19 protein-coding genes and 1 pseudogene are annotated in these 19,729 nt (G+C 36.8%); 4 read left to right on the top strand and 16 right to left on the bottom strand.

What is annotated here, in order from left to right:
- Position 1 precedes the first annotated feature (1 nt).
- The 10 genes from phaZ to HF876_RS06140 form a co-directional block, all read right to left on the bottom strand.
- Positions 2 to 895: an intracellular short-chain-length polyhydroxyalkanoate depolymerase gene (gene phaZ / locus HF876_RS06095; protein ID WP_205964021.1), complete on the bottom strand. Its 894-nt coding sequence runs from the start codon at positions 893 to 895 to the stop codon at positions 2 to 4.
- A 2-nt stretch (positions 896 to 897) separates the two neighbouring features.
- Positions 898 to 1,920 (bottom strand): 3-oxoacyl-ACP synthase, encoded by a 1,023-nt coding sequence (locus tag HF876_RS06100; protein WP_169359182.1) that lies wholly within the window; start codon positions 1,918 to 1,920, stop codon positions 898 to 900.
- Complete coding sequence (locus tag HF876_RS06105) at positions 1,917 to 2,930, bottom strand: branched-chain amino acid ABC transporter permease (protein WP_169359183.1); 1,014 nt, start codon at positions 2,928 to 2,930, stop codon at positions 1,917 to 1,919. Before HF876_RS06105 ends, HF876_RS06100 begins: the two co-directional genes overlap by 4 nt.
- Before the next feature lie 7 nt (positions 2,931 to 2,937).
- Positions 2,938 to 3,798 (bottom strand): branched-chain amino acid ABC transporter permease, encoded by an 861-nt coding sequence (locus HF876_RS06110; protein ID WP_169359184.1) that lies wholly within the window; start codon positions 3,796 to 3,798, stop codon positions 2,938 to 2,940.
- Between the two features lie 13 nt (positions 3,799 to 3,811).
- Entirely contained in the window at positions 3,812 to 4,519 is a 708-nt protein-coding gene (locus HF876_RS06115) for an ABC transporter ATP-binding protein (RefSeq protein WP_169359185.1), read from the bottom strand.
- Complete coding sequence (locus HF876_RS06120; RefSeq protein WP_169359186.1) at positions 4,503 to 5,270, bottom strand: ABC transporter ATP-binding protein; 768 nt, start codon at positions 5,268 to 5,270, stop codon at positions 4,503 to 4,505. The genes HF876_RS06115 and HF876_RS06120 overlap by 17 nt, the downstream gene beginning before the upstream one ends.
- Before the next feature lie 112 nt (positions 5,271 to 5,382).
- Positions 5,383 to 6,624: a substrate-binding domain-containing protein gene (locus HF876_RS06125; protein ID WP_205964022.1), complete on the bottom strand. Its 1,242-nt coding sequence runs from the start codon at positions 6,622 to 6,624 to the stop codon at positions 5,383 to 5,385.
- 171 nt (positions 6,625 to 6,795) lie between these two features.
- Positions 6,796 to 7,269, bottom strand: coding sequence for a hypothetical protein (locus HF876_RS06130; protein WP_169359187.1), 474 nt, complete (start codon positions 7,267 to 7,269; stop codon positions 6,796 to 6,798).
- Complete coding sequence (locus tag HF876_RS06135; protein WP_169359188.1) at positions 7,236 to 7,514, bottom strand: hypothetical protein; 279 nt, start codon at positions 7,512 to 7,514, stop codon at positions 7,236 to 7,238. The genes HF876_RS06130 and HF876_RS06135 overlap by 34 nt, the downstream gene beginning before the upstream one ends.
- Before the next feature lie 33 nt (positions 7,515 to 7,547).
- Positions 7,548 to 10,763, bottom strand: a complete 3,216-nt coding sequence (locus tag HF876_RS06140; RefSeq protein WP_169359189.1) for a BTAD domain-containing putative transcriptional regulator — start codon at positions 10,761 to 10,763, stop codon at positions 7,548 to 7,550.
- A 117-nt stretch (positions 10,764 to 10,880) separates the two neighbouring features.
- On the opposite strand from HF876_RS06140, the gene HF876_RS06145 reads away from it, so the two are divergent.
- The 3 genes and pseudogenes from HF876_RS06145 to HF876_RS06155 form a co-directional block, all read left to right on the top strand.
- Positions 10,881 to 11,423, top strand: coding sequence for a GNAT family N-acetyltransferase (locus HF876_RS06145; protein ID WP_169359190.1), 543 nt, complete (start codon positions 10,881 to 10,883; stop codon positions 11,421 to 11,423).
- Between the two features lie 65 nt (positions 11,424 to 11,488).
- Positions 11,489 to 12,304, top strand: a complete 816-nt coding sequence (locus HF876_RS06150; RefSeq protein ID WP_169359191.1) for a VanW family protein — start codon at positions 11,489 to 11,491, stop codon at positions 12,302 to 12,304.
- Positions 12,305 to 12,763: 459 nt separating this feature from the next.
- Positions 12,764 to 13,249, top strand: a pseudogene (locus HF876_RS06155) (transposase); the annotation flags it as partial.
- Positions 13,250 to 13,419: 170 nt separating this feature from the next.
- Here HF876_RS06155 and HF876_RS06160 read toward each other — a convergent pair.
- The 3 genes from HF876_RS06160 to HF876_RS06170 all read right to left on the bottom strand — a co-directional run bounded on the left by HF876_RS06160 (position 13,420) and on the right by HF876_RS06170 (position 17,538).
- Positions 13,420 to 13,854, bottom strand: coding sequence for a hypothetical protein (locus tag HF876_RS06160; protein WP_169359192.1), 435 nt, complete (start codon positions 13,852 to 13,854; stop codon positions 13,420 to 13,422).
- Positions 13,855 to 14,209: 355 nt separating this feature from the next.
- Entirely contained in the window at positions 14,210 to 16,918 is a 2,709-nt protein-coding gene (acnA, locus tag HF876_RS06165; RefSeq protein WP_169359193.1) for an aconitate hydratase AcnA, read from the bottom strand.
- Positions 16,919 to 17,034: 116 nt separating this feature from the next.
- Complete coding sequence (locus HF876_RS06170) at positions 17,035 to 17,538, bottom strand: DinB family protein (protein WP_169359194.1); 504 nt, start codon at positions 17,536 to 17,538, stop codon at positions 17,035 to 17,037.
- A 518-nt stretch (positions 17,539 to 18,056) separates the two neighbouring features.
- Between HF876_RS06170 and HF876_RS06175 the strand changes: the two genes are divergently transcribed.
- Positions 18,057 to 18,305 (top strand): GlsB/YeaQ/YmgE family stress response membrane protein, encoded by a 249-nt coding sequence (locus tag HF876_RS06175; RefSeq protein WP_169359195.1) that lies wholly within the window; start codon positions 18,057 to 18,059, stop codon positions 18,303 to 18,305.
- A gap of 229 nt (positions 18,306 to 18,534) precedes the next feature.
- Here HF876_RS06175 and HF876_RS06180 read toward each other — a convergent pair whose 3' ends face one another.
- From HF876_RS06180 to HF876_RS06190, 3 genes are all read right to left on the bottom strand, one after another.
- Positions 18,535 to 19,122 carry an SCO family protein gene (locus tag HF876_RS06180; RefSeq protein ID WP_169359196.1) on the bottom strand — a complete coding sequence of 196 codons (588 nt, stop codon included), beginning with the start codon at positions 19,120 to 19,122 and terminating at the stop codon, positions 18,535 to 18,537.
- Positions 19,123 to 19,215: 93 nt separating this feature from the next.
- Positions 19,216 to 19,344: a YvrJ family protein gene (locus HF876_RS06185; protein WP_169359197.1), complete on the bottom strand. Its 129-nt coding sequence runs from the start codon at positions 19,342 to 19,344 to the stop codon at positions 19,216 to 19,218.
- Positions 19,345 to 19,511: 167 nt separating this feature from the next.
- Positions 19,512 to 19,724 (bottom strand): DUF2922 domain-containing protein, encoded by a 213-nt coding sequence (locus HF876_RS06190; RefSeq protein WP_169359198.1) that lies wholly within the window; start codon positions 19,722 to 19,724, stop codon positions 19,512 to 19,514.
- Positions 19,725 to 19,729 lie beyond the last annotated feature (5 nt).

Genomic DNA, 19,729 nt, shown 5'->3' on the forward strand with positions numbered 1-19,729 from the left:
ATTAATTTTCCCCCTTTAAAAATGGTTCGACAGCACTTAGCAATTGCTCCAAATCATCAATTAAGGGAGAATGGCCACAGTTAACTAAAAGGATGTATGTAGCATTGTCACCCAAATCTGCAACGATTTCTTGTGTCATTTGCTCTGATACTACATAATCTCGATCTCCACGAAGAACAAGAACTGGTATAGTTATATCCTTAGCCTGGTTTGTTCCTTTTGCGGCTCCATTATGCTCTTTACCAATATTAAATATATTTAAGCTGTGATACACATCAGCTAAATTTCGTTGTGTCAGCATATCGTCTAGATATTCTTCATATAATTGCTCATTCGGTTTACTTTGTGTATAGATTGCAGCATTCCATACAGCCCTTAAGCCCTCTTTGTTTTTTGTATCATACAATCCTTGCATCGCCTTCGTTTTTGATGGGTCTTCCTCGATTTGCTCAATCGTTTGTAGCCTTTCATTATAGTTAGGTGTGCCATCTGCATTCGTACCGAAGAATGGATATCCTCTTGTGGATGCTGACGCCAATAGAACCAGCTTTTCACAATATCCAGGAAAATCAGCAACAAACTGCATACATTCTGCGCCCCCAGTAGACCAGCCAATCAAGTCAAACTTCTTAAGGGAAAGGTGGTCAACAAAACCTTTTAAATCATTTGAAAAATCCTTTATCCCATTTACTCGTGTATGATAAGTAGAGCCTCCAAAACCTCTCATATCCAAAGCAATTACAGTAAATGAATCATCCAAAGCATCCATTAGTAGATCCCAATGCTTTGATGACGTCATATTGCCATGAACAAGTACGAGGATCCGGTTACCCCCTGCTCTTTCCCTATAAGTAATTGACTCCCCATTTGCCAATGTTACTTTTTGTAATGTCATGATCATATGTTTCTCCCTTCCATTCCCCATTTAATAACTATTGCTCCCCATGCGTAGCCAATGCCAGCACTTACTAGAACGACAATATCTCCACTTTTTATTTTCCCTGATTTTTCAGCTAATTCCAATGATATAATTTGATCCATCTGTCCGACGTGCCCATAATCACTTAAATAAATTGATTGTTCCGTATTCAAACCCAGCTCACCTAGGACATAATCATGTGCAGACCTTTTCATGTGAAGGATGGCAAGATAATCGATATCCATGTCACTGTATCCGCTTTTCAAAAGCGCATTCCTAACAACCTTTAAAAAATTGTCCATCGATTTTTGTTCTAGCCTTGCCTTCATACCCTCGGGATCCATTACATCTAATCGATACAAACCATTCTCCAAATGCTCAGGTGATAAAGGTTGCTTAGTTCCTCCAACAGGCACCAATACATCCTCTGAAAAAGAGCCGTCCGTGATTATATCCGTCTCCAAAACAGTATTTTTCTCGTAATCTCTTTTTAAAATCATTGCTGCTCCACCTGCACCTAGGTTGAACATGAATCGCGTCCGATCATTTGTATAGTCAATAAAGTCACTGTTTCTATAACCTCCCGCAAGCAAAACTGTTTGGATAGAAGGGTCAGCGAGCATCATGCTCTTTGCAACTTTCATTGCCATAATAGTTGTTCCACAACGAAGCGCCACATCAAAACCCCACGCGTGAAAGGCGCCAAGCTCTTCTTGAATCTTAATGGCAGCTGTCCAAAGGGGATATTCCTTGTGCTCTTCCCCAATATAGATTATTAGATCGATAGATTTGGGATCCACATTTCCTTTTTGCAATGCTTTCTCCGCTGCCCATATTCCCATTGCAACTGTATGATCATCTTTCCCTGGAATTGGCTTTTTTGAAATACCCATTTTGTTTTTGACTACTTCAATAGGGAGTTTGGAACGGAAAGCGATTTCTTCAGCAGTCATTACATCTGTTGGAATATATATTCCAGTACTGACAATCCCTATCGTCATTTTGCTAACTCCCTCCTTTTAGTAGCCACTTCCACATTACTTTTTTTGTTTTTCCGTTTCCAGAAAGCATATTGAATGGTTCCAACTATGCCTCTAGGGAAGAAAATAACGGCGAGAATATAAATAATACCGAAGAATATGATCCATCTTTCAAAAATCGGATGTTCCTTAGCTAGCCCAGAAAGATAATGCTGTGCTAATTCAATAACTCCTGCTCCTATAATAGGACCAATAAGTGTGCCCACACCGCCTATAATTGTCATTAATAATGCATCAAGTGTGATATCCATCGTCAGTACACTGGTATTGACAAAGCGTAACGATATCGCATATAACGATCCTGCTAGACTGGCAATTACTCCGGCAACTACTGAAGCGATTACCTTATAATAGAGCGTGTTGTATCCAAGTGACTTTGTTCTTTGCTCGTTTTCTCTAACTCCAATCAACACTTTACCTAGAGGAGAATTAACAAATCTTCTTAGGAATAGATAAACTAGGACGAGGCACCCCAAAACCAATAGATAGAACACCATGCGATCTCTAAAAATTTCAGGAGCTCTAAATGTAAAGCCATCATTTCCATAGGTAAGAGTTCTCCACTTTTCTGCAAGGACAAGAAATAGTCCGGATACCGCCATTGTAAGCATGGCAAAGAAATGGCTTTTTAGACGTAGCGTTAACAATCCAACTAAAAAGCTAATAACCCCTGCAATAACCATCCCTACAGCAATTGATAGTATAAATATTCCGACTGTTGACTCAAAGTGGTTTAACATAATAGCCGTGGAATATGCTCCCATACCGAAGAACATAGCATGACCAAAGGATACAATTCCTGTATAACCGAGCAGAATATCATAGCTCATCGCTAATATGGAAAAGATGAATATTTGAGTCAGCAGAATAGTCCATGTTCTAGAATCTGAGACAAATGGAAATATGGTAAATGCAGCGATAATTAGCAACAATACGCCATGTTTAACTTGAAATGTAGATTTTAACTTCATCCTTGTATCATCCTTTCGCAGTAAACAAACCTTGCGGACGGAAGATTAATACGACTGCCATTAGCAGCATATTTACCGCAAGTGATAGAGCAGGAACATAATACGCCATGAAGCTCCCTGACAAACCTACTAAAATAGCTGCCATTAATGATCCTGGAAAGCTACCCATCCCTCCAATGACCACTACTATGAAGGCTAATATTGCATACTCCATGCCCATTTCAGCGTATACCACACCTGAATATGGTGCCATCAAAGCACCACCTAATGCTGCAAGTGCTGCACCTGTCATAAAAACATATAAAAAAACCTTTTTTATATTTATTCCTAACGCCTGCACCATTTCCTTGTTCATCACACCAGCGCGTACAGTTAGACCGATTTTTGTTCGTTTTAAAATGAATTGGAAAATACCAAACACGATGAATCCAATGGTGATGATAAATAAACGATATTTAATAATGATGACATCCCCAACCTCCCAGCTTCCAGCTAACAGAGGAGGTACTTTTGCTGGAATTTGGTTTGGTCCGAAAACGACCTTCAGCATTTCAGAAAGAACAATCATGAAACCTAGAGTAATTAATATTTGCTGTACATGGTTTCCGTAAACAGGTGTGATAATTAGCTTTTCTGTTATAAATCCCAATAAAGCTCCAGTTAAAACAGCTCCTATCAGAGCTAAGGTAAAGCTATCGGTCAAACTGTAAAACCATACTCCAGAAAAAGCACCCCAGGCAAATAAGCCTCCATGCGCAAAGTTTAAGACATCCATTAACCCAAATATTAAGGTTAATCCAGCTGCCAATAAAAATATCAACATGCCAGTTGCCAATCCGTTTATCAATAAATTAATGATCAACTCCATATAGCTTCCTCCTTTACCCGATACCGAGGTATTTTCTCTTCAATTCTTCATCTTGGATTAGCTCACTCATTTGTCCTGATTGAACAGTTTCTCCATCATCGATTAGTGTGTATGTATCCCCAATTTTACTTGCCATCATAAAATTTTGTTCTACCAGGATAATAGTAGTCTGCTTCTTCATCTCTATTATTGCTTCCATCACCTTTTCAATAACGACCGGTGCAAGACCTTTTGAAGGTTCGTCTATTAAGAGAAGTTTACTTTCATTAACGAAAGCCCTAGCCATCGAAAGCATTTGTTTTTGTCCTCCGGATAAATGCCCCCCATCCTTCTTCCAATACTTTTTAAGATCTGGGAATAGCTCTAGGACATATTCCTGCCTTTCTTTTGCTGCATCATCCTCCTTTCTCATGGCTACTTTTAAATTTTCCTCAACGGTTAATGCTCCGAATATACCTTGATCCTCGGGTACATAGCCGATACCACTTGAGGCAATCTGATGAGTAGCGTGCGAGGCAATTGATGAGTCATCGTATTTTATGATTCCTTTGGAGGCGGGGGTAAGGCCCATAATCGTTTTTAAAGTGGTCGTTTTCCCAGCTCCATTTCTACCAAGCAGTACACTCACTTCTCCTTCCCTCGCTTCAAAAGAGACTCCCTGCAAAATGTGATATTGACCAATATAAGTGTGAACGTTCTCTAATTTAAGCAAGGTGCTCATCGTATAAACCTCCCAAATATGCATTTTGAACGGTTTCATTGTTCATGATTTCATCAGGGCTACCATCTGCAAGCAGCCTTCCATTGAACAAAACCATAATAGAGTCGGAGAGGTCCAAAATCATATCCATCTTATGTTCAATCAACAAAATGGTTTTGTCTCCCTTTTGTTTAATCTGCTTGATCACATCTAATATTGCTGGAACCTCCTCTAAAGACATACCGGCGGTCGGCTCATCCAACAGCAGCACCTCTGTATCTAAAGCAAGAAGCATGGCAATTTCTAATTTTCTTTTTTCCCCATGAGAAAGCTCATTAGCAAAGGCATATGCTTTTTTAGACAGCAAAACCATCTCCAGCAGCTGTTCTGCCTCTTCCTGAAATTTATGGTAGCTACTAAAATGACGAAGCATTTGATAACGGACTTTTTGTTTCGATTGCACCGCAAGCCTTACATTTTCCATGACAGTTAGATTTGGGAATACATTTGTAATTTGAAAGGATCTACCTAAGCCTTGTCGCGTCCTCTCGATAGAAGAATACTTAGCCAAAGATTGACCTTTATAAAATACATCTCCTTCTGTTGGCTTCAATTCACCACTAATTAAATTAAAAAAAGTTGTCTTTCCAGCTCCGTTTGGCCCAATAATGGATTTGAAATGCTTTTCTGGCATAACAAAATTCACATGATCTACTGCAATTTGACCTCCAAATTTAATCGTCAGGTTTTCCGTTCTTAATATAGGTTCCATTCGAATTGACTCCTCTCTTAAACACTAACCTTGCTTTAGAAAAGATCTATAACAAGGTTAGTTTCATTCCTAATCCTATTAGGCAGTCAGTTTCTTCAATTTTTTAATATCGTTACTTCTTGTTTATAATTGGTGGCTCCGTTTCTTCTGGTGACAATTCTCGAATCAGAACAGGAACGGGGTATGGGACGCCATCCTGTTTTTCTAGCTTAATAGAATATAAAGATTGAAGTGCCTGATGATCTTCCGCACGGAACGTCATTTTTCCTTTTGCAGTTTCAAATGACATACCTTCCATCAACTTAATGAGCTCGTTGGCATCTGTATTACCCTCAGATTTTTTTAATGCTTCTACAATAGCAATGGCTGCTGACATACCACCAGGAGTGAAAAGATCAGGGACATCTCCATTGAAACGTTTTTTATGCTCCTCAACTAACCAATCATTAATTTCATTGTCTGGTAATGTGTGATAATAAACCGAGAAACCCTCCATACCAATTAACGGCTCCATAATAGAAAGAGCAGGGATATCTGGTGCACCAGTAGAGATTTTTATCCCTTTATCCTGTAACTTTAAGTCAGCGATTTGGTTCCAAGGTGAGTTAGCACCAGCCCAAACGACGAAAAGATAATCTGGTTTTGCTTGAATTACCTTTTGTAGATTAGATGTGAAATCTGTTGCAGCAGGGTCAGCGTATTCCTCTAATACGATTTCTGCCCCCAGCTTTTCAGCTGCTGCTTTAAACGCTGTGACTCCATCCCAGCCGAAGGAATAATCTGGTGCGAAGGTCGCTATCTTCACTCCTTCTTTAGCAATCGCTGCTGCTCCTGCCACTGCATCCTGAGAAGAATTACGAGCCGTACGGAATATATATGGATTAAATTCAGAACCCGTGATACTATCAGCTACAGCAGGTTCTACGATCATAATTTTTTCATATTCCTCTGCAAGTGGCAGTACAGCTAACGTATCCCCAGAACTAGAGGAACCAACTAAGAAGTCTACTTCATCCTCTTCCAAAAGCTTCGTGGCTTTTTGAACAGCAACCTCAGGTTTAGTCTCTGTATCCTCGTAAACAACCTCAATTTTCTTGCCAGCTATCTCCATTGTCCCGCCGGTCGCATACTCTAAACCAAGTTCAAAACCGTTTCTAGTTTGCTTCCCGTACGACTCAAGTGCTCCAGTCAACGAAGCAAGTACACCAATTTTAATAGTCTCGCCTTCCTGCACCTCGCCTGAAACCGGAGTAGTTCCACCTGACTCCTCATTAGTTTCAGCAGCCTCATCACTACAAGCTGCACTAAAAAATACAACCGATAATAGCGTTAGAAATAGAATCCATTTTTTCAATGTTTTTAACCTCCCAATTATTTTGTAAGCGCTCTCATGCTTCGTTTTAACTGTACAAAATAGGAGTTACATATAAGTTACAAAGTTCTTGGGTGAAAAAATGACAGGCTAGTAAAATGAAAAAGCTTCGAAAATTTTACTGTTCGTAAATTTTCGAAGCCTTTTTAAGTTTTATTCGATAGTGGATAATTCATAATCGATAATTTCTTTCATTTTGATCGTGCCTATCGCACCATTGCTAAAGGTATTGGGTTCACGCCAGTAAACTTGTCTAAAATGAATGCCATTGTGTAACTCGATTTGCAAAAAGACTCTAGAACCATCCCTTTCTATAGATTCAACATCTTCTAGTGTTAATGTATTCCATGTATCAATAAACTGTTGAACCGACTCCGGACTGAACTCGTGAATTCTTCTTCCATCCTCTGTACTTTCAATATATATTTTGCTGACCAACCCTACTAACGGGTAGAGTTCTCCCGCCATTTTTGCTTTTTTATTGGTTTCCACTACAAATACCCTGTCATTTACTTGCACCGCTAAAGATGCTGGAATTCCCTTTATCTCGTAAATTGGTGACTCTTTCTCCGCGTAGGTCGCATCGCCGTTTGTCATCTTATGATTACTACATGCACTACCTGCCACTTATAGGTAACCTCACCAAGTTTATTACCTGTTTCGATAGATAAGGTCACTTCTTCATCAGACGGCTCAGGAAAATGATGCATATACTTGATGTCATTAATCATAACCATATCAATCCATTCAATTTCTGCGTCTGGACAACCAAATGATGAAACAGAATTTGTAACTACAGTAATTGGAGCTATATTACAAGCGGACAAAGACATACTTAAAAAAGTAATAAGAATTACTTTACTTAATTTCAACAATTCTCCTCCTATAAATTAGATGAATAAATTTTACCCATAATTAATAATCATTTCATACATTTGAATAGTCGTTTGCATAGGTTCTACGTGAAGCTCCTCATGCAAAGTTGCTACACAGCGTTCATACCATTTAACAGCCTGTGTTCTATTTTGTAGCTGATAATAAGCAAACATGAGTAAACGATAGGCCTCTTCCCACGTATGATCTAAGTGGATAAGCTTCTGTGACCAGTAAATTGTCTTCTCAAAGTCCTTCAAACGTGTACTCGTTTGCGCTAATCTTTCTAATACCAATATATACTGTTGTTCTGTTTTCTCCCGCTCATGGGAAATCCACTCAATCGCTGGCTTTCCTTCTAGAAGGCTGCCATTATAAAGTCTCACTGCCTTCAATAGATGCTCTAATGCTAAGGAAGCATCTTTTTCAAGCATACCGAGTGTTGCGTAATCATAAAAAGTTTCTAAATCACTTTTCACCACTGCCTCTGGGTTTAATCTATACATCGATTGCTTTCGGATTATAAAATATGATTCTCCTCTAGCTTCCCTACTTGGTTCGATAACTTTTAGCAATGCATTTAAAATAACCTTAAAATCTCGATCAGATGATTTTTCATCGGCGTTTTCTTTCCATAAGCTTCTTATTAATTCTTCTTTAGGTACAAAACGACTTTTATTCAAATATAAATAAGTAAGAAGCTCCTTCGATTTTTCCCTTTGCCACCTTCTTTCCTCTACTTCATGAATTCCCATATATAAAGTAAAGGAGCCTAAAAGTTGAAGTCTTAAAGAATATCCAGGATAGACGATCTCCTCTCGTATAACTAATTTTTCTCTCAGCGTTTGTAAAAAAGTATTTTTATTTTCTGTTAGAAGTAAGCCTTTTTTTATAAGGGGAAAATTTATCTGTAAGTCGACTGGACCAAATACTGTTTCTTTCAGTAAAAAGAAAAGAAAGTTATTTTCAACACATATTTTTGCGAATGTAACCATGGAACTTACAAATAACTCTTTCAAGTGAAGGTCAGCATAAATACGAGAAAGCCAATAATTACTGGTCATTTCTCCATATATATCTCCATTTTCATAAAATAATGCTGCTGCCTCCTGACACCTTGCTTCTGCCTTATCTAAATCTTCATTTTCATAATAAACAATGGACAGTCCAAGCATTATATATGCAGATAACCAATAATCATTACTTCTGATTGTTTCACGTAATCCCATTTCACCATAACTAATAGCTTCCTGAAATTTTCCTTGCCTGGACTTTAAAATGGAAAGTCCCAAGTAAGGCTCTGCTTTAGCTCTTGAAACATTCAAATCTTCCATTCGCTGAACAGCTTTTAAATAAAGTGCTTCAGGAGTATGAAGGTCAAATGGATTATGTAATATTTCCGCATGACCTTTTCTAATCCATCCCACCGCTTCAACAAAGCCCGATTTTTCCTTAATGCCAGTTTCAATTCCTTTGTTTGCTGCTTTTTTCGCTTTTTCAGTGTCCCCTGTCAATGAGTAAATGAAGGAGAGCAGTAAGGCAGTTTCACGATGAGAATCAGGTATTGCTAGTTCATCCTCTAGTCTCAGCTCTAAAACTCGCACAGCATCATTTAACATTCCAGTTCTTAAATAAATTCGGGCATCCAAGTTACCCTTTCTTAAAATAAATGGGTCTAATTTTTCCCTTGTAACCCACTCGCTAGCATCTTTCGACCTGCCTAAATTAACTAGATTCTCCGCATGGAGTCTTTTTAGAGAATTCTGCTCGTCATTTGATATTTCTTTACTATCATTTGCCCATTTAATAGCTTCCTCTAAAAATGATTTTGCTAATGCTGGTTGAATCGTATCTAGATAAATATGGGCAATCCCTGCATTAGCTCTGCTCATGAAAAGAATATTCTGCTTTGCCTGAGCCATTGCTAAGCACTTTTCATATGATTTCCTCGCTTTTTCATAAAACGCTCGATATCGATGACATTCTCCCTCAAAATAATAGAGTTCATAAAAATGTTCTCTAGTAGAAGGAGATAAATGGTCCTTCATCAACTCCAGCAGCCAATCGAATTGACCAGCCAAAATCATTGAGTTGGCGTTCGGAATAATCATCTCAGCTAAAAATTGCTCGTTTTTAGATTTTACGGCGTGATATATAGCTTGGACGATATTATTTTTCTCTTTAAAAAAATTAGCTACTTCTTTATGTGTTTCATAAAACCCGATAGAATTCGTTTGGAGCCACTTATCTTCTAGAAATTGTTGAAACAAAGCGTGAAACCTATACGTATTGGAATCACTTAACTTTTGTATAAAAGAATGACTAGAGGTTAACATCTCAAACTGAGCAAATTCTTCCTTTCCAAAGAATTCATCTATTTCTTCAGCAGAAAAAACAGGAAATATACTGAAATTCAATAAAGAAAGCTGATCTTTTGGTGACATATTAGAAAACACTTCTTCAGAAAGATAGGAAAACAAATCATTAAGCGCAAAATTAGTAAGATCAGCTATCGTTTTCTGAGACTCTACTAATTGAACAGCAATCAATTGGATGGCAATCGCCCATCCCTCCGTTAGCTTTAATACATTTTCCGCTTCAACGTTAGTAATCGACTTTTCATGATAATCTTCAAAGAACACTTGAATTTCTTCCTCGCTAAACATAAAGTCCTGTTCTTTTAGCTCAACTAGTTGACCATTTAACTTAAGCTTGAGTAACACAGTCCACTTCGGTCGAATCCGAGAAGCTATAACGAGATTAATAGTAGGAGGAAGAAATTCTATTATTTTTTCGATTACATAATTTATATGGAATACATGGTCAACTAAATGATAATCATCTAAGACAATCGTAAAAGGTGTATTAATTAGGGCTAGTTCATTACAAAATAGAGAATACCACCTAGTCAGCTCGGTTTCCTTTGGGTATATGAAATGAATATTGTCTTCTAGTAGACTACTCCCGAACGTTGGAACCACTCTTCGTATGCTATGCACTAGATAACGTAGAAAAGGAAGAATATTATCGTCCTCCTCTGATATTGAATACCATGAAAACGCTTCCTTTGTATCGTAGAAATATTGAGCAAGCGCAGAGCTTTTTCCAAATCCTGCACCACTATGTAAAAGACAAACCTTTTTATCTGCTTTACTTTTTAGCTTTTTAATTAGAGAGGACCTTCTCATGTAATTAGAAGAAGGAATCGGTGGTGTAAGCTTAGATACTAATATTGTTGGTTGTTCCATCTAATCCCCCCTAAAGAAACCGTTTATTTAAACATATCCTAACATAAAATTTAATTGAATAGATAGATAATTACAGTTATGCTAAATTATATGAATTTTAGAAAAGGGGATATTAAAATGAATTTTCCAGTATTAATGACAGAGAGATTAAATTTAATAGAAATAAATGAAGAGCACGTGGCTAGCATTTACTCCATTTTTTCCAATGAAGAAGTCATTCAATATTACGGAATGTCCCCATTAACTAGCGTCGACCAAGCAGCAGCAATGGTAAATTCCTTTGCAAATGGCTTTGAGCAAAAAAGATCCATGCGGTGGGGAATCGTTTGGAAAGAAACAGGAGAATTAATAGGTACAGTAGGGTTAAATAACCTATCCTTAAATAGCAAAAGAACGGAGATCGGCTATGAGCTATTGCCCGCCCATTGGAGAAAAGGAATTGTGACTGAAGCTGTAGAAGCAGTAATCGATTATTGCTTTAATGAATTAAAACTTTTTCGTATAGGAGCAGTAACCTTTCCTCAAAACGAGGCATCATTCTCTTTACTTTTAAAATTGGGCTTTGAAAAAGAAGGTGTCTTAAAAGGCTATCTTTATCAAGATAACGAATCACATGATGCTTTCATTTTTTCTATTATACAGCCTGAATGGAGAAAATAAGTAAATAACTTATATTGCTTTTTCATGATAAAAACTTCAAGTAAAAAGCAGGGAGGAAAATAAAATTGAGACTATCTGAATTCCATCCACTCTTCTATCACATACGAATCCAGCAGAAAAGGTTAGTCAGAGCACTAATCAATTTAAAAGATGGGCAAAAGCTAGCTACCAGCAAGTTACTGTCAACCACATTTCCATACACTTGCAAAAAACACCAATCATTGCTGAGAAGGACATTAGGTGAAAGCGACCCTCAATTGCAAGAAAATAAAATAACAAACTTGAAGATTGCTGCTAGTAAAATAGATGGAATCATCATCAAACCTGGTGAGATTGTTTCTTTTTGGAGACTTGTTGGAAAAACTACAAAAGCAAAAGGCTATATTGAAGGTATGCAGCTCTCCAGAGGAGAGGTGCAGAAGGGAATTGGCGGTGGGATATGTCAGCTTGCAAACCTCTTATATTGGATGGTGCTACACACACCTCTTGTTGTTACCGAAAGACATCATCATAGCTTTGATCCTTTTCCTGATTCGGGACGTACGCTTCCTTTTGGTAGTGGAGCCAGTGTTTTTTACAATTACGTTGATTTACGATTTTATAATCCGACACCTAGCTCATTTCAAATAAAGGTTTGGGTAACTGATAAACACTTGAAGGGTGCCATTTTCTCCAAAGAAGAAATGCCATATTCCTATCATATTGATGAAAGAAATCATCAATTTTTAAAACAAAACGGGAAAAACTTTCGTCAAAACGAGATTTGGAGAAAGACTATAGATAAAAGAACAGGTCAAATGATAAAAGAAGAGTTGCTAATCCATAACTTTTCGGAAGTGAAGTACCCTATACCAGACTTAGCTCATGTAGAGAATTGTTAAAGAATAAGGCTATGTTAAAGGTTGAGGTTGATTTTAGACAAAAAATGAGCTAGGAAATTTCCTAGCTCATTTAAATTTGATTTCCTCTTTACTAACGCTACCTGTTCCGTTAAGTTCAATAAGAAATAGACTCACTCCTTCTTGAAGTTAAGTACCCGTTAGTTGGTCGACAATAAACTCAAAAATAAGTTTGTTCTTTTCTTATTTTCATTTCAACTAAAAGAATATTAAATAATAATACAATTATTAATACAGTGACTAATTGTACGGGAGCTTTAAGTATATAACATAAAAGAAATGTTATAGTAAATGTAACTAAAATCCTCAAATAATATTTAAATCTCTTTCGATTTGTTTCACTCATAAATTACTCCCCTTTTAATAATACATTATTAAATAATTCGACAGTAATAAAGACTTTATACCTTTTTGAAGTAAAGCACCTCGTAGTTCACTAAGCAGAAAACAGTTTACCAGAGTCATATTTTAAGTCTTGATATGTATATAAATATTCTTCTTCAATACAAAGAGCATCTATCAAAATTAGAGTCAGAAATAGATGCCCTCGCTAAAGAAATTGAAGAATATACTATCATCCAATCTACCCCCGGTATCGGTGAAAAGTTTGTAGCATTCGCTGGAGTTGACCCTAGCGTATTCGAGTCCGGCAAGTTTTCAGCGTCCAAGAATCGAATTACGAAACGAGGGTCAAGTAGGCTTAGACATGCCTTATTTATGGCTGTACGTTGTGCAATACGGGATTGTCGGAAGACTAAAACAGACGATATAGTGATTCCCGGTAACAAGAAATTACGTGAGTTTTATGATAAGAAACGTGAGGAAGGAAAACCCTATAAAGTAGCCATGATAGCTTGTGTTAATAAACTATTACATTGGATCTTTGCCTTATTAAAAAACAAAACCACATTTCAAGATTTAGCCTGATACATATAAATATTTAAATATACCAAAAACCTCCAATTTAAAATTTTGGAAGATTATTTGTCATACCATTTTTTAGTATATCATGTGTTTTTTAAAGTTTTAATAGAAACATATTGACAAACTATTAGCTGGTTTAGTTGAATAAGAACATTTATAACAGCAAACATAAGCTATTTGCTTGTTAATATTAACTTTCGTGTTTTAGCATCATATATTTTATAACTAACTCCAAACTCATGGTCTTTTGTAACTGTCACCTCGCAATAATAAGGAATTGACTTTCCATAAGCATCAAGTGCAGGAATATCTCTGAAACTAAACACTTCATCTATATTAAGCATTTTTAAGTCCGCTTCAGAAGTACGACCTGATGAATCTATTTCGATAACACATTTCCCACTAACGACATCATATTCCTTTAGCACAACATATTTAAGGCTTGGGAGAGTAATCACTAAACATAAAACACCAAGTAATAAGGCTAAAAGGATTTTACCTACATTTAATATTGTGTAATCTTTACCACTATACATTGCAATAAATGTAAATAATGCCACTATTACTAACAAAACCCCGATAATTAGTATCGCATAATACATTAACATTTTTTCACTTCCTTTAACAATTAAATGGAATATTATATTACCTCTTCTTCCACTAAACTGCCCCGTCATTATACACCTTTGTGTACCATTATATCGTCAATTTTCAAAGAAAGATTAGCAGTTTCGATATTTTTACTCTAGGTGGAAGCTTTCGCGTGCGTTGGATCTCTTATCTGCTTCACTTCCCCGCTAAAGTTAACGCCTATCTCTACGAAAGTATCCATTTCCATAAAATCCCACGATGGTTATAATTTAGTTTATAATACGGACATATGTTCTTATGTAGAAAATATTGATAATTATTACAAAAAAAAGAACCTAAATCATTTCAGATTTAGGTTCTTTAATCTATTTATTAAGCTTCTAGCATTTTGTTACGTAATACCATTTGAAGGATACCACCATGACGGTAGTAATCTACCTCAACCTCTGAATCGAAACGAGCAAGCACGTTGAATTCTTTTACAGAACCATCTTCAGCTTTAGCTGTTACTTTCAGAATATCACGAGGTTTAACTCCCTCAGCAATGTTAATGCTGATTTCCTCTTTACCAGTTAATCCTAATGTTTCAGCATTTTCTCCTGGTAAGAAGTTAAGTGGTAGAACACCCATCATTACAAGATTTGAACGGTGAATACGTTCAAAGCTTTCTGTAATAACAGCTTTAATACCTAAAAGATTTGTTCCTTTTGCTGCCCAGTCACGAGATGATCCCATCCCGTAATCTTTTCCGCCGATTACTACTAAACCAGTACCTTCTTCTTGGTACTTCATAGCAGCATCATAGATAGACATGATTTCGCCCGTTGGCCAGTAAGTAGTGTATCCACCTTCTGTACCAGGAGCAATTTGGTTACGGATACGGATATTAGCGAATGTACCACGCATCATTACTTCATGGTTACCACGACGTGAACCGTATGAGTTGAAATCACGAATTTCTACGCCATTTTCACGCAAGTATTTACCTGCTGGTGTATCTTTACCGATAGCACCTGCTGGAGAGATATGGTCAGTTGTAATAGAGTCACCGAATTTCGCAACTACGCGAAGTCCAGCAAGTGTTTCAATTGAACCTGGCTCCTTAGATAATCCTTGGAAGAATGGTGGGTTTTGAATGTAAGTTGATTTGTCATCAAATGAATACAATGATTCAGTTGAAGTTTCAATTGCATTCCATGCTTCGTTTTCATCAAATACGCGTGCATATTCTTTTTGGAATAGCTCACGAGTAACTACTTTAGAAAGCACTTGGTTAACTTCTTCAGTTGATGGCCAGATATCAGCAAAGTATACTTCATTGCCATCTGCATCTTTACCAAATGAGTCTTTTTGAAGATCGATATCAACAGTACCAGCAAGAGCATAAGCAACAACTAATGGTGGTGAAGCTAAGTAGTTAGCTTTTACTAATGGATGTACACGGCCTTCAAAGTTACGGTTACCAGAAAGAACTGAAGTTACGAAAAGATCTTCGTCAATAATTGCTTTCTCGATTTCTGGCAATAATGGACCAGAGTTACCGATACATGTTGTACAACCGTATCCAACTGTGTTAAATCCGATTTCATCAAGGAATTTGTCTAGTCCTGAATCTTGTAAATAACCAGTAACAACCTTAGAACCTGGTGCTAATGAAGTTTTTACGTAAGCAGGAACTTTCAATCCTTTTTCTACTGCTTTTTTCGCAACTAAACCAGCTGCAAGCATTACGTATGGGTTAGATGTGTTTGTACAAGAAGTGATTGCAGCAATAGCCACAGCACCAGTTGGCATAACAACATCTTTGTCTTCAAATTTAACAGTTGCAGATTTATCAAATTCTTTCTCTGATAATCCGAAGCCTTGTGTACCTTGAGGAGCTACTACGCTTTCACGGTAACGAGATTTCATATCAGTAAGAGGAATTAAATCTTGTGGACGTTTTGGTCCTGAAAGGTTGGCTTGAATATCTCCAAGGTCAATTTCAATTACATCTGTATAAACAGGCTCTAAAGCTGGATCAAAGAACATGTCGTTTGCTTTTAGGTAAGCTTCAACAACTTCGATATGCTCTTCTTCACGGCCAGTTAGACGTAAGTATTCAAGAGATTCTTCATCAATCGCGAAATATCCACATGTTGCACCATATTCTGGAGCCATGTTAGCGATTGTTGCACGGTCAGCAAGTGGTAATTTAGATACACCAGGACCAAAGAACTCAACAAATTTACCAACAACACCGCGTTGACGAAGTACTTGAGTAACTTTAAGCGCTAAGTCAGTTGCAGTAGTTCCATTTGGAAGATCTCCTACTAATTTTACCCCGATAACTTCTGGGATTGGGAAATAAGAAGGTTGACCAAGCATTCCTGCTTCAGCTTCGATACCACCTACACCCCATCCAAGTACACCAAGACCATTGATCATTGTTGTATGTGAATCAGTACCTACTACTGAATCAGGGAATGTTTCTAGTGTTCCGTCAGCACTTTCGTTCACATGAACGATTGGTGCTAAGTACTCTAGGTTAACTTGGTGAACGATACCAGTTGCTGGAGGTACAGCACGGAAGTTATCGTATGAAGTTTGTGCCCATTTCAAGAAATTGTAGCGTTCTGCATTACGTTCAAACTCAAGATCCATGTTTGCTTGTAAAGCTGATGCAGTACCGTATTTATCTACTTGTACGGAGTGGTCGATAACAAGGTCAACTGGAATAGCAGGGTTGATTTTATCTGGATTTCCGCCCATTTCGTTCATCGCAGAACGTAATGCTGCTAAATCAACTACTACTGGTACTCCTGTGAAATCTTGTAGGACAACTCGAGAAGGCTTAAATGGAACCTCTGCTTCTGGATCCGCATCTTTACCCCATTTTGCTAATTGTTCAACGTGCTCATCTTTAATTACATATCCATCATGTTGACGTAACACAGACTCTAGTAATACTTTAATTGAGTATGGTAGACGTGATACGTTTGCGATTCCTGCTTCTTCTAAAGCAGCTAAACGATAATAAGTATATTCTTTTCCATTTAGCGTGAAAGAAGTACGGCTATTGTGTAAGCTATCTTTTGCCATTTGTATTCCTCCTAATATCTATTGAAAAGACTCTATTCAAGTAACTTTTCTCCACCATTAATCATAACTTAACTCTAGCGATAAGTAAATTACATTAAAATTATTATAAGTAATAATTAATTCTTATGACCTTTTATCTTTTTAATTGTTTTCTCTAATTGCTTTAAATGTCTTTTTTCATGTAAACCAACGAATGGAAACCATTGCACTAGCGGTACCCTGCCGAATAAGGGATGCTTTAGTGACTTATCTTGAAAAACTTGATAATCATTATTAGCATATACTTTTAATAATTCCATTCTAGCTGCATGTAATTGACTTTTCATCACCTCTTTTGTCTCGTAATCGGGCTTCGGCACGGTATACTTTGGTGCCTTAACTTTGATCAAACGAAGGGTCGAAACCTGAATCGGCTTTTTTTTCGCATGCGGACTATTAGGATCAGCTAACTCCGACTTAATCCCTTTTACAATCGTATTCTCCATTTTAACCAAGTGTTCCATAATCTCTTTTGGTGACCAAGAGTTTTGATCAGGTTTTTGATTGAACTCCTCCTCGCTTAATGAATCTACAAGTCTAAAAAGCTCTGCACGTATTGTATTGTTTTTTTCAAGAAACATTATTTACCTCCACTACACTATGTTTTGTATATATCTATACTTATACCCACTATACAACCTTACAATCTAATTTCTTTTCTCTCGTTATACTTCGCTTATTTTACTTCTAATATCTATGTACTTTTCAAAAGGTGAATTAATTGTTTCCCTTTCGTATAATCGGACACGCTCGGTATTGGTATGCGATTAAGGCAATCACCATGGAATCACTATTATTTGGTTTTTATTAGAATGGTGTGTTAATCGTTTTCTATTCCATAGTTAAGTCCTTTTATAGAAGTCGGTAACCAATTATCCTAGTGTTTTTCATTATACTCTTAGAAACTATATTGAGAAATATGATTATGTTATTTTAGCTTGTGTGTTTCTCAGTATGCTATTCGAGAAGTAAATCATGAATTTTCCGGGAAACTAAAGACGGAATATTTAAATTAAAAAGTATGAGGTTTAACGTCTTCTCATGTTGGCTATACAAAGAGTGTAATCGAAATAATAAATATTTGAGGAGATGAAAGAAAATGGGACTAATTTTATACTTAATCATCGGTGGGATCATCGGTTGGCTAGCAGGACTAATTCTTGGTAAGGATATTCCTGGTGGAATTATAGGAAACATTATCGCTGGTATCATTGGTGCTTGGATCGGTGGAATGATTTTCCCTGATATGGGACCAGTAATTTGGGACATGGCAATTATTCCAGCATTAATCGGTGCTATTATCCTAGTTGCTATTTTAAGTTTAATCTTGAAAAGTATGCGTAAATAATTTTAATGAAGCTAACACGGATTTAAAAAATCATTTCTAAAAAAAGAGACTGCCCCAAGCTTTGATTAATATCAAAAATTGGAGGTAGCCTCTTTTTTTGTTGAATTTAAAAGCCTGTGGTTGTTAAAAATAGTTTGATTTGAACTTGAGCTGAAAGCTCACTCTAATTAGGCAATAAAAAAACCTATTAAAAACTCCAAGGAATCTTTAATAGGTTTTAAGTATAAATTTATTTACCTTCTTCAATCAATGTTTCCATGTCAATTACAATTTCTTCTTTAGGTACGTCTTCGAATCCGGTGTAATTTTTAACTGCAACACCGTTTTGATCGATCAAATAAAAACGAGATCCGTGAATTACTTGGTCATCATTTGGATTATTTCGAACGAGTGCTTTAAACGATTGCTCGGCAAATTGGGAGATATATTCCTGAGAATAACCAGTTAAAAGCTCCCAGTTACTTTGATCAGGCACTTCAAACATGTCCAAGTATTCTTGTAAAACTTCCGGCGTATCCACCTCAGGGTCTACACTGAATCCCACAATTTTATAATCCTCTATACCTTTATCCTTTAGCATTCCTTGTATTTCTGCAAGATTAAAGGTCATTGGCGGACAAATTGTTTCACAATTCGTAAAGATAAAAGTAGCCAACCAAACCGTTCCCTTTAAATCCTCTAAAGAAGTTTCTTCGCCTCGTTGATTGTCAAACTCAAATTCTTCTATTTCCCAGTTTGTTTGGGCTTTAAAGTCACTGCTTCCACAACCTGCTAGTACCATTAAGCTTATCATTATAATACCCAATATTTTTTTCATTGTATGACTCCTTTATAACATCCTAGCCTAATCTTAACCAATGTGGATATTGCGTTCAACTACTCTGTCTTTTAGATTTCAACAGTTTTGTGTCTATACATTGCTCAAGGATAACAGTGCATTTTTAATTTCTTCAAGCTTGCTCTCTACTCTGTGCATTAAATAGAATGACACAAAAATAGGAAAGCCTACATCTTGAATAACTGAAAGCCACTGGTCCATAGGGATAACCTCCTTTTCATCTTCTCCAAAAGTACAAGCGACTATAACACTATTTACTAGAAGATCCAAGCCATTTTTCAAACATGCTCTCTGCTATTTTTCCAATCTCCGGTTCAAAATTGAAAAGGTATTAAGAGCAGTTCTCTCTTAATACCCCCCTAACCATGTTAGATTATAGAATTGACATTACGTTCCACAACTTTAGCACCTTTAATACCGCTTAGACTAAAGCTATCTACATGAAAAGTGTTGCTGTTAATGAGTGATTGCATCCCTGCTTCTATTTCCTCACGAGTTAGATTTTCGCGAGGCTCGTCTACTGATAAGGTCAATTCCTTCCCATTATCTGTTTCAAATTGAAGTTGTAATGTTTTAGCCATGTTTT

The organism is Psychrobacillus sp. BL-248-WT-3 (assembly GCF_012843435.1).
In the GTDB taxonomy this organism is placed as follows: domain Bacteria; phylum Bacillota; class Bacilli; order Bacillales_A; family Planococcaceae; genus Psychrobacillus.

Excerpts from the sequence above, each read along its gene's own strand:
- HF876_RS06140 (WP_169359189.1), bottom strand. The coding sequence starts at position 10,763 with ATGGAACAACCAACAATATTAGTATCTAAGCTTACACCACCGATTCCT.
- HF876_RS06185 (WP_169359197.1), bottom strand. The coding sequence starts at position 19,344 with ATGGACCAGTGGCTTTCAGTTATTCAAGATGTAGGCTTTCCTATTTTT.
- HF876_RS06120 (WP_169359186.1), bottom strand. The coding sequence starts at position 5,270 with ATGGAACCTATATTAAGAACGGAAAACCTGACGATTAAATTTGGAGGT.
- HF876_RS06145 (WP_169359190.1), top strand. The coding sequence starts at position 10,881 with ATGAATTTTCCAGTATTAATGACAGAGAGATTAAATTTAATAGAAATA.
- HF876_RS06175 (WP_169359195.1), top strand. The coding sequence starts at position 18,057 with ATGGGACTAATTTTATACTTAATCATCGGTGGGATCATCGGTTGGCTA.
- HF876_RS06180 (WP_169359196.1), bottom strand. The coding sequence starts at position 19,122 with ATGAAAAAAATATTGGGTATTATAATGATAAGCTTAATGGTACTAGCA.
- phaZ (WP_205964021.1), bottom strand. The coding sequence starts at position 895 with ATGACATTACAAAAAGTAACATTGGCAAATGGGGAGTCAATTACTTAT.
- HF876_RS06105 (WP_169359183.1), bottom strand. The coding sequence starts at position 2,930 with ATGAAGTTAAAATCTACATTTCAAGTTAAACATGGCGTATTGTTGCTA.
- acnA (WP_169359193.1), bottom strand. The coding sequence starts at position 16,918 with ATGGCAAAAGATAGCTTACACAATAGCCGTACTTCTTTCACGCTAAAT.
- HF876_RS06100 (WP_169359182.1), bottom strand. The coding sequence starts at position 1,920 with ATGACGATAGGGATTGTCAGTACTGGAATATATATTCCAACAGATGTA.
- HF876_RS06115 (WP_169359185.1), bottom strand. The coding sequence starts at position 4,519 with ATGAGCACCTTGCTTAAATTAGAGAACGTTCACACTTATATTGGTCAA.
- HF876_RS06190 (WP_169359198.1), bottom strand. The coding sequence starts at position 19,724 with ATGGCTAAAACATTACAACTTCAATTTGAAACAGATAATGGGAAGGAA.
- HF876_RS06170 (WP_169359194.1), bottom strand. The coding sequence starts at position 17,538 with ATGTTTCTTGAAAAAAACAATACAATACGTGCAGAGCTTTTTAGACTT.
- HF876_RS06160 (WP_169359192.1), bottom strand. The coding sequence starts at position 13,854 with ATGTTAATGTATTATGCGATACTAATTATCGGGGTTTTGTTAGTAATA.
- HF876_RS06110 (WP_169359184.1), bottom strand. The coding sequence starts at position 3,798 with ATGGAGTTGATCATTAATTTATTGATAAACGGATTGGCAACTGGCATG.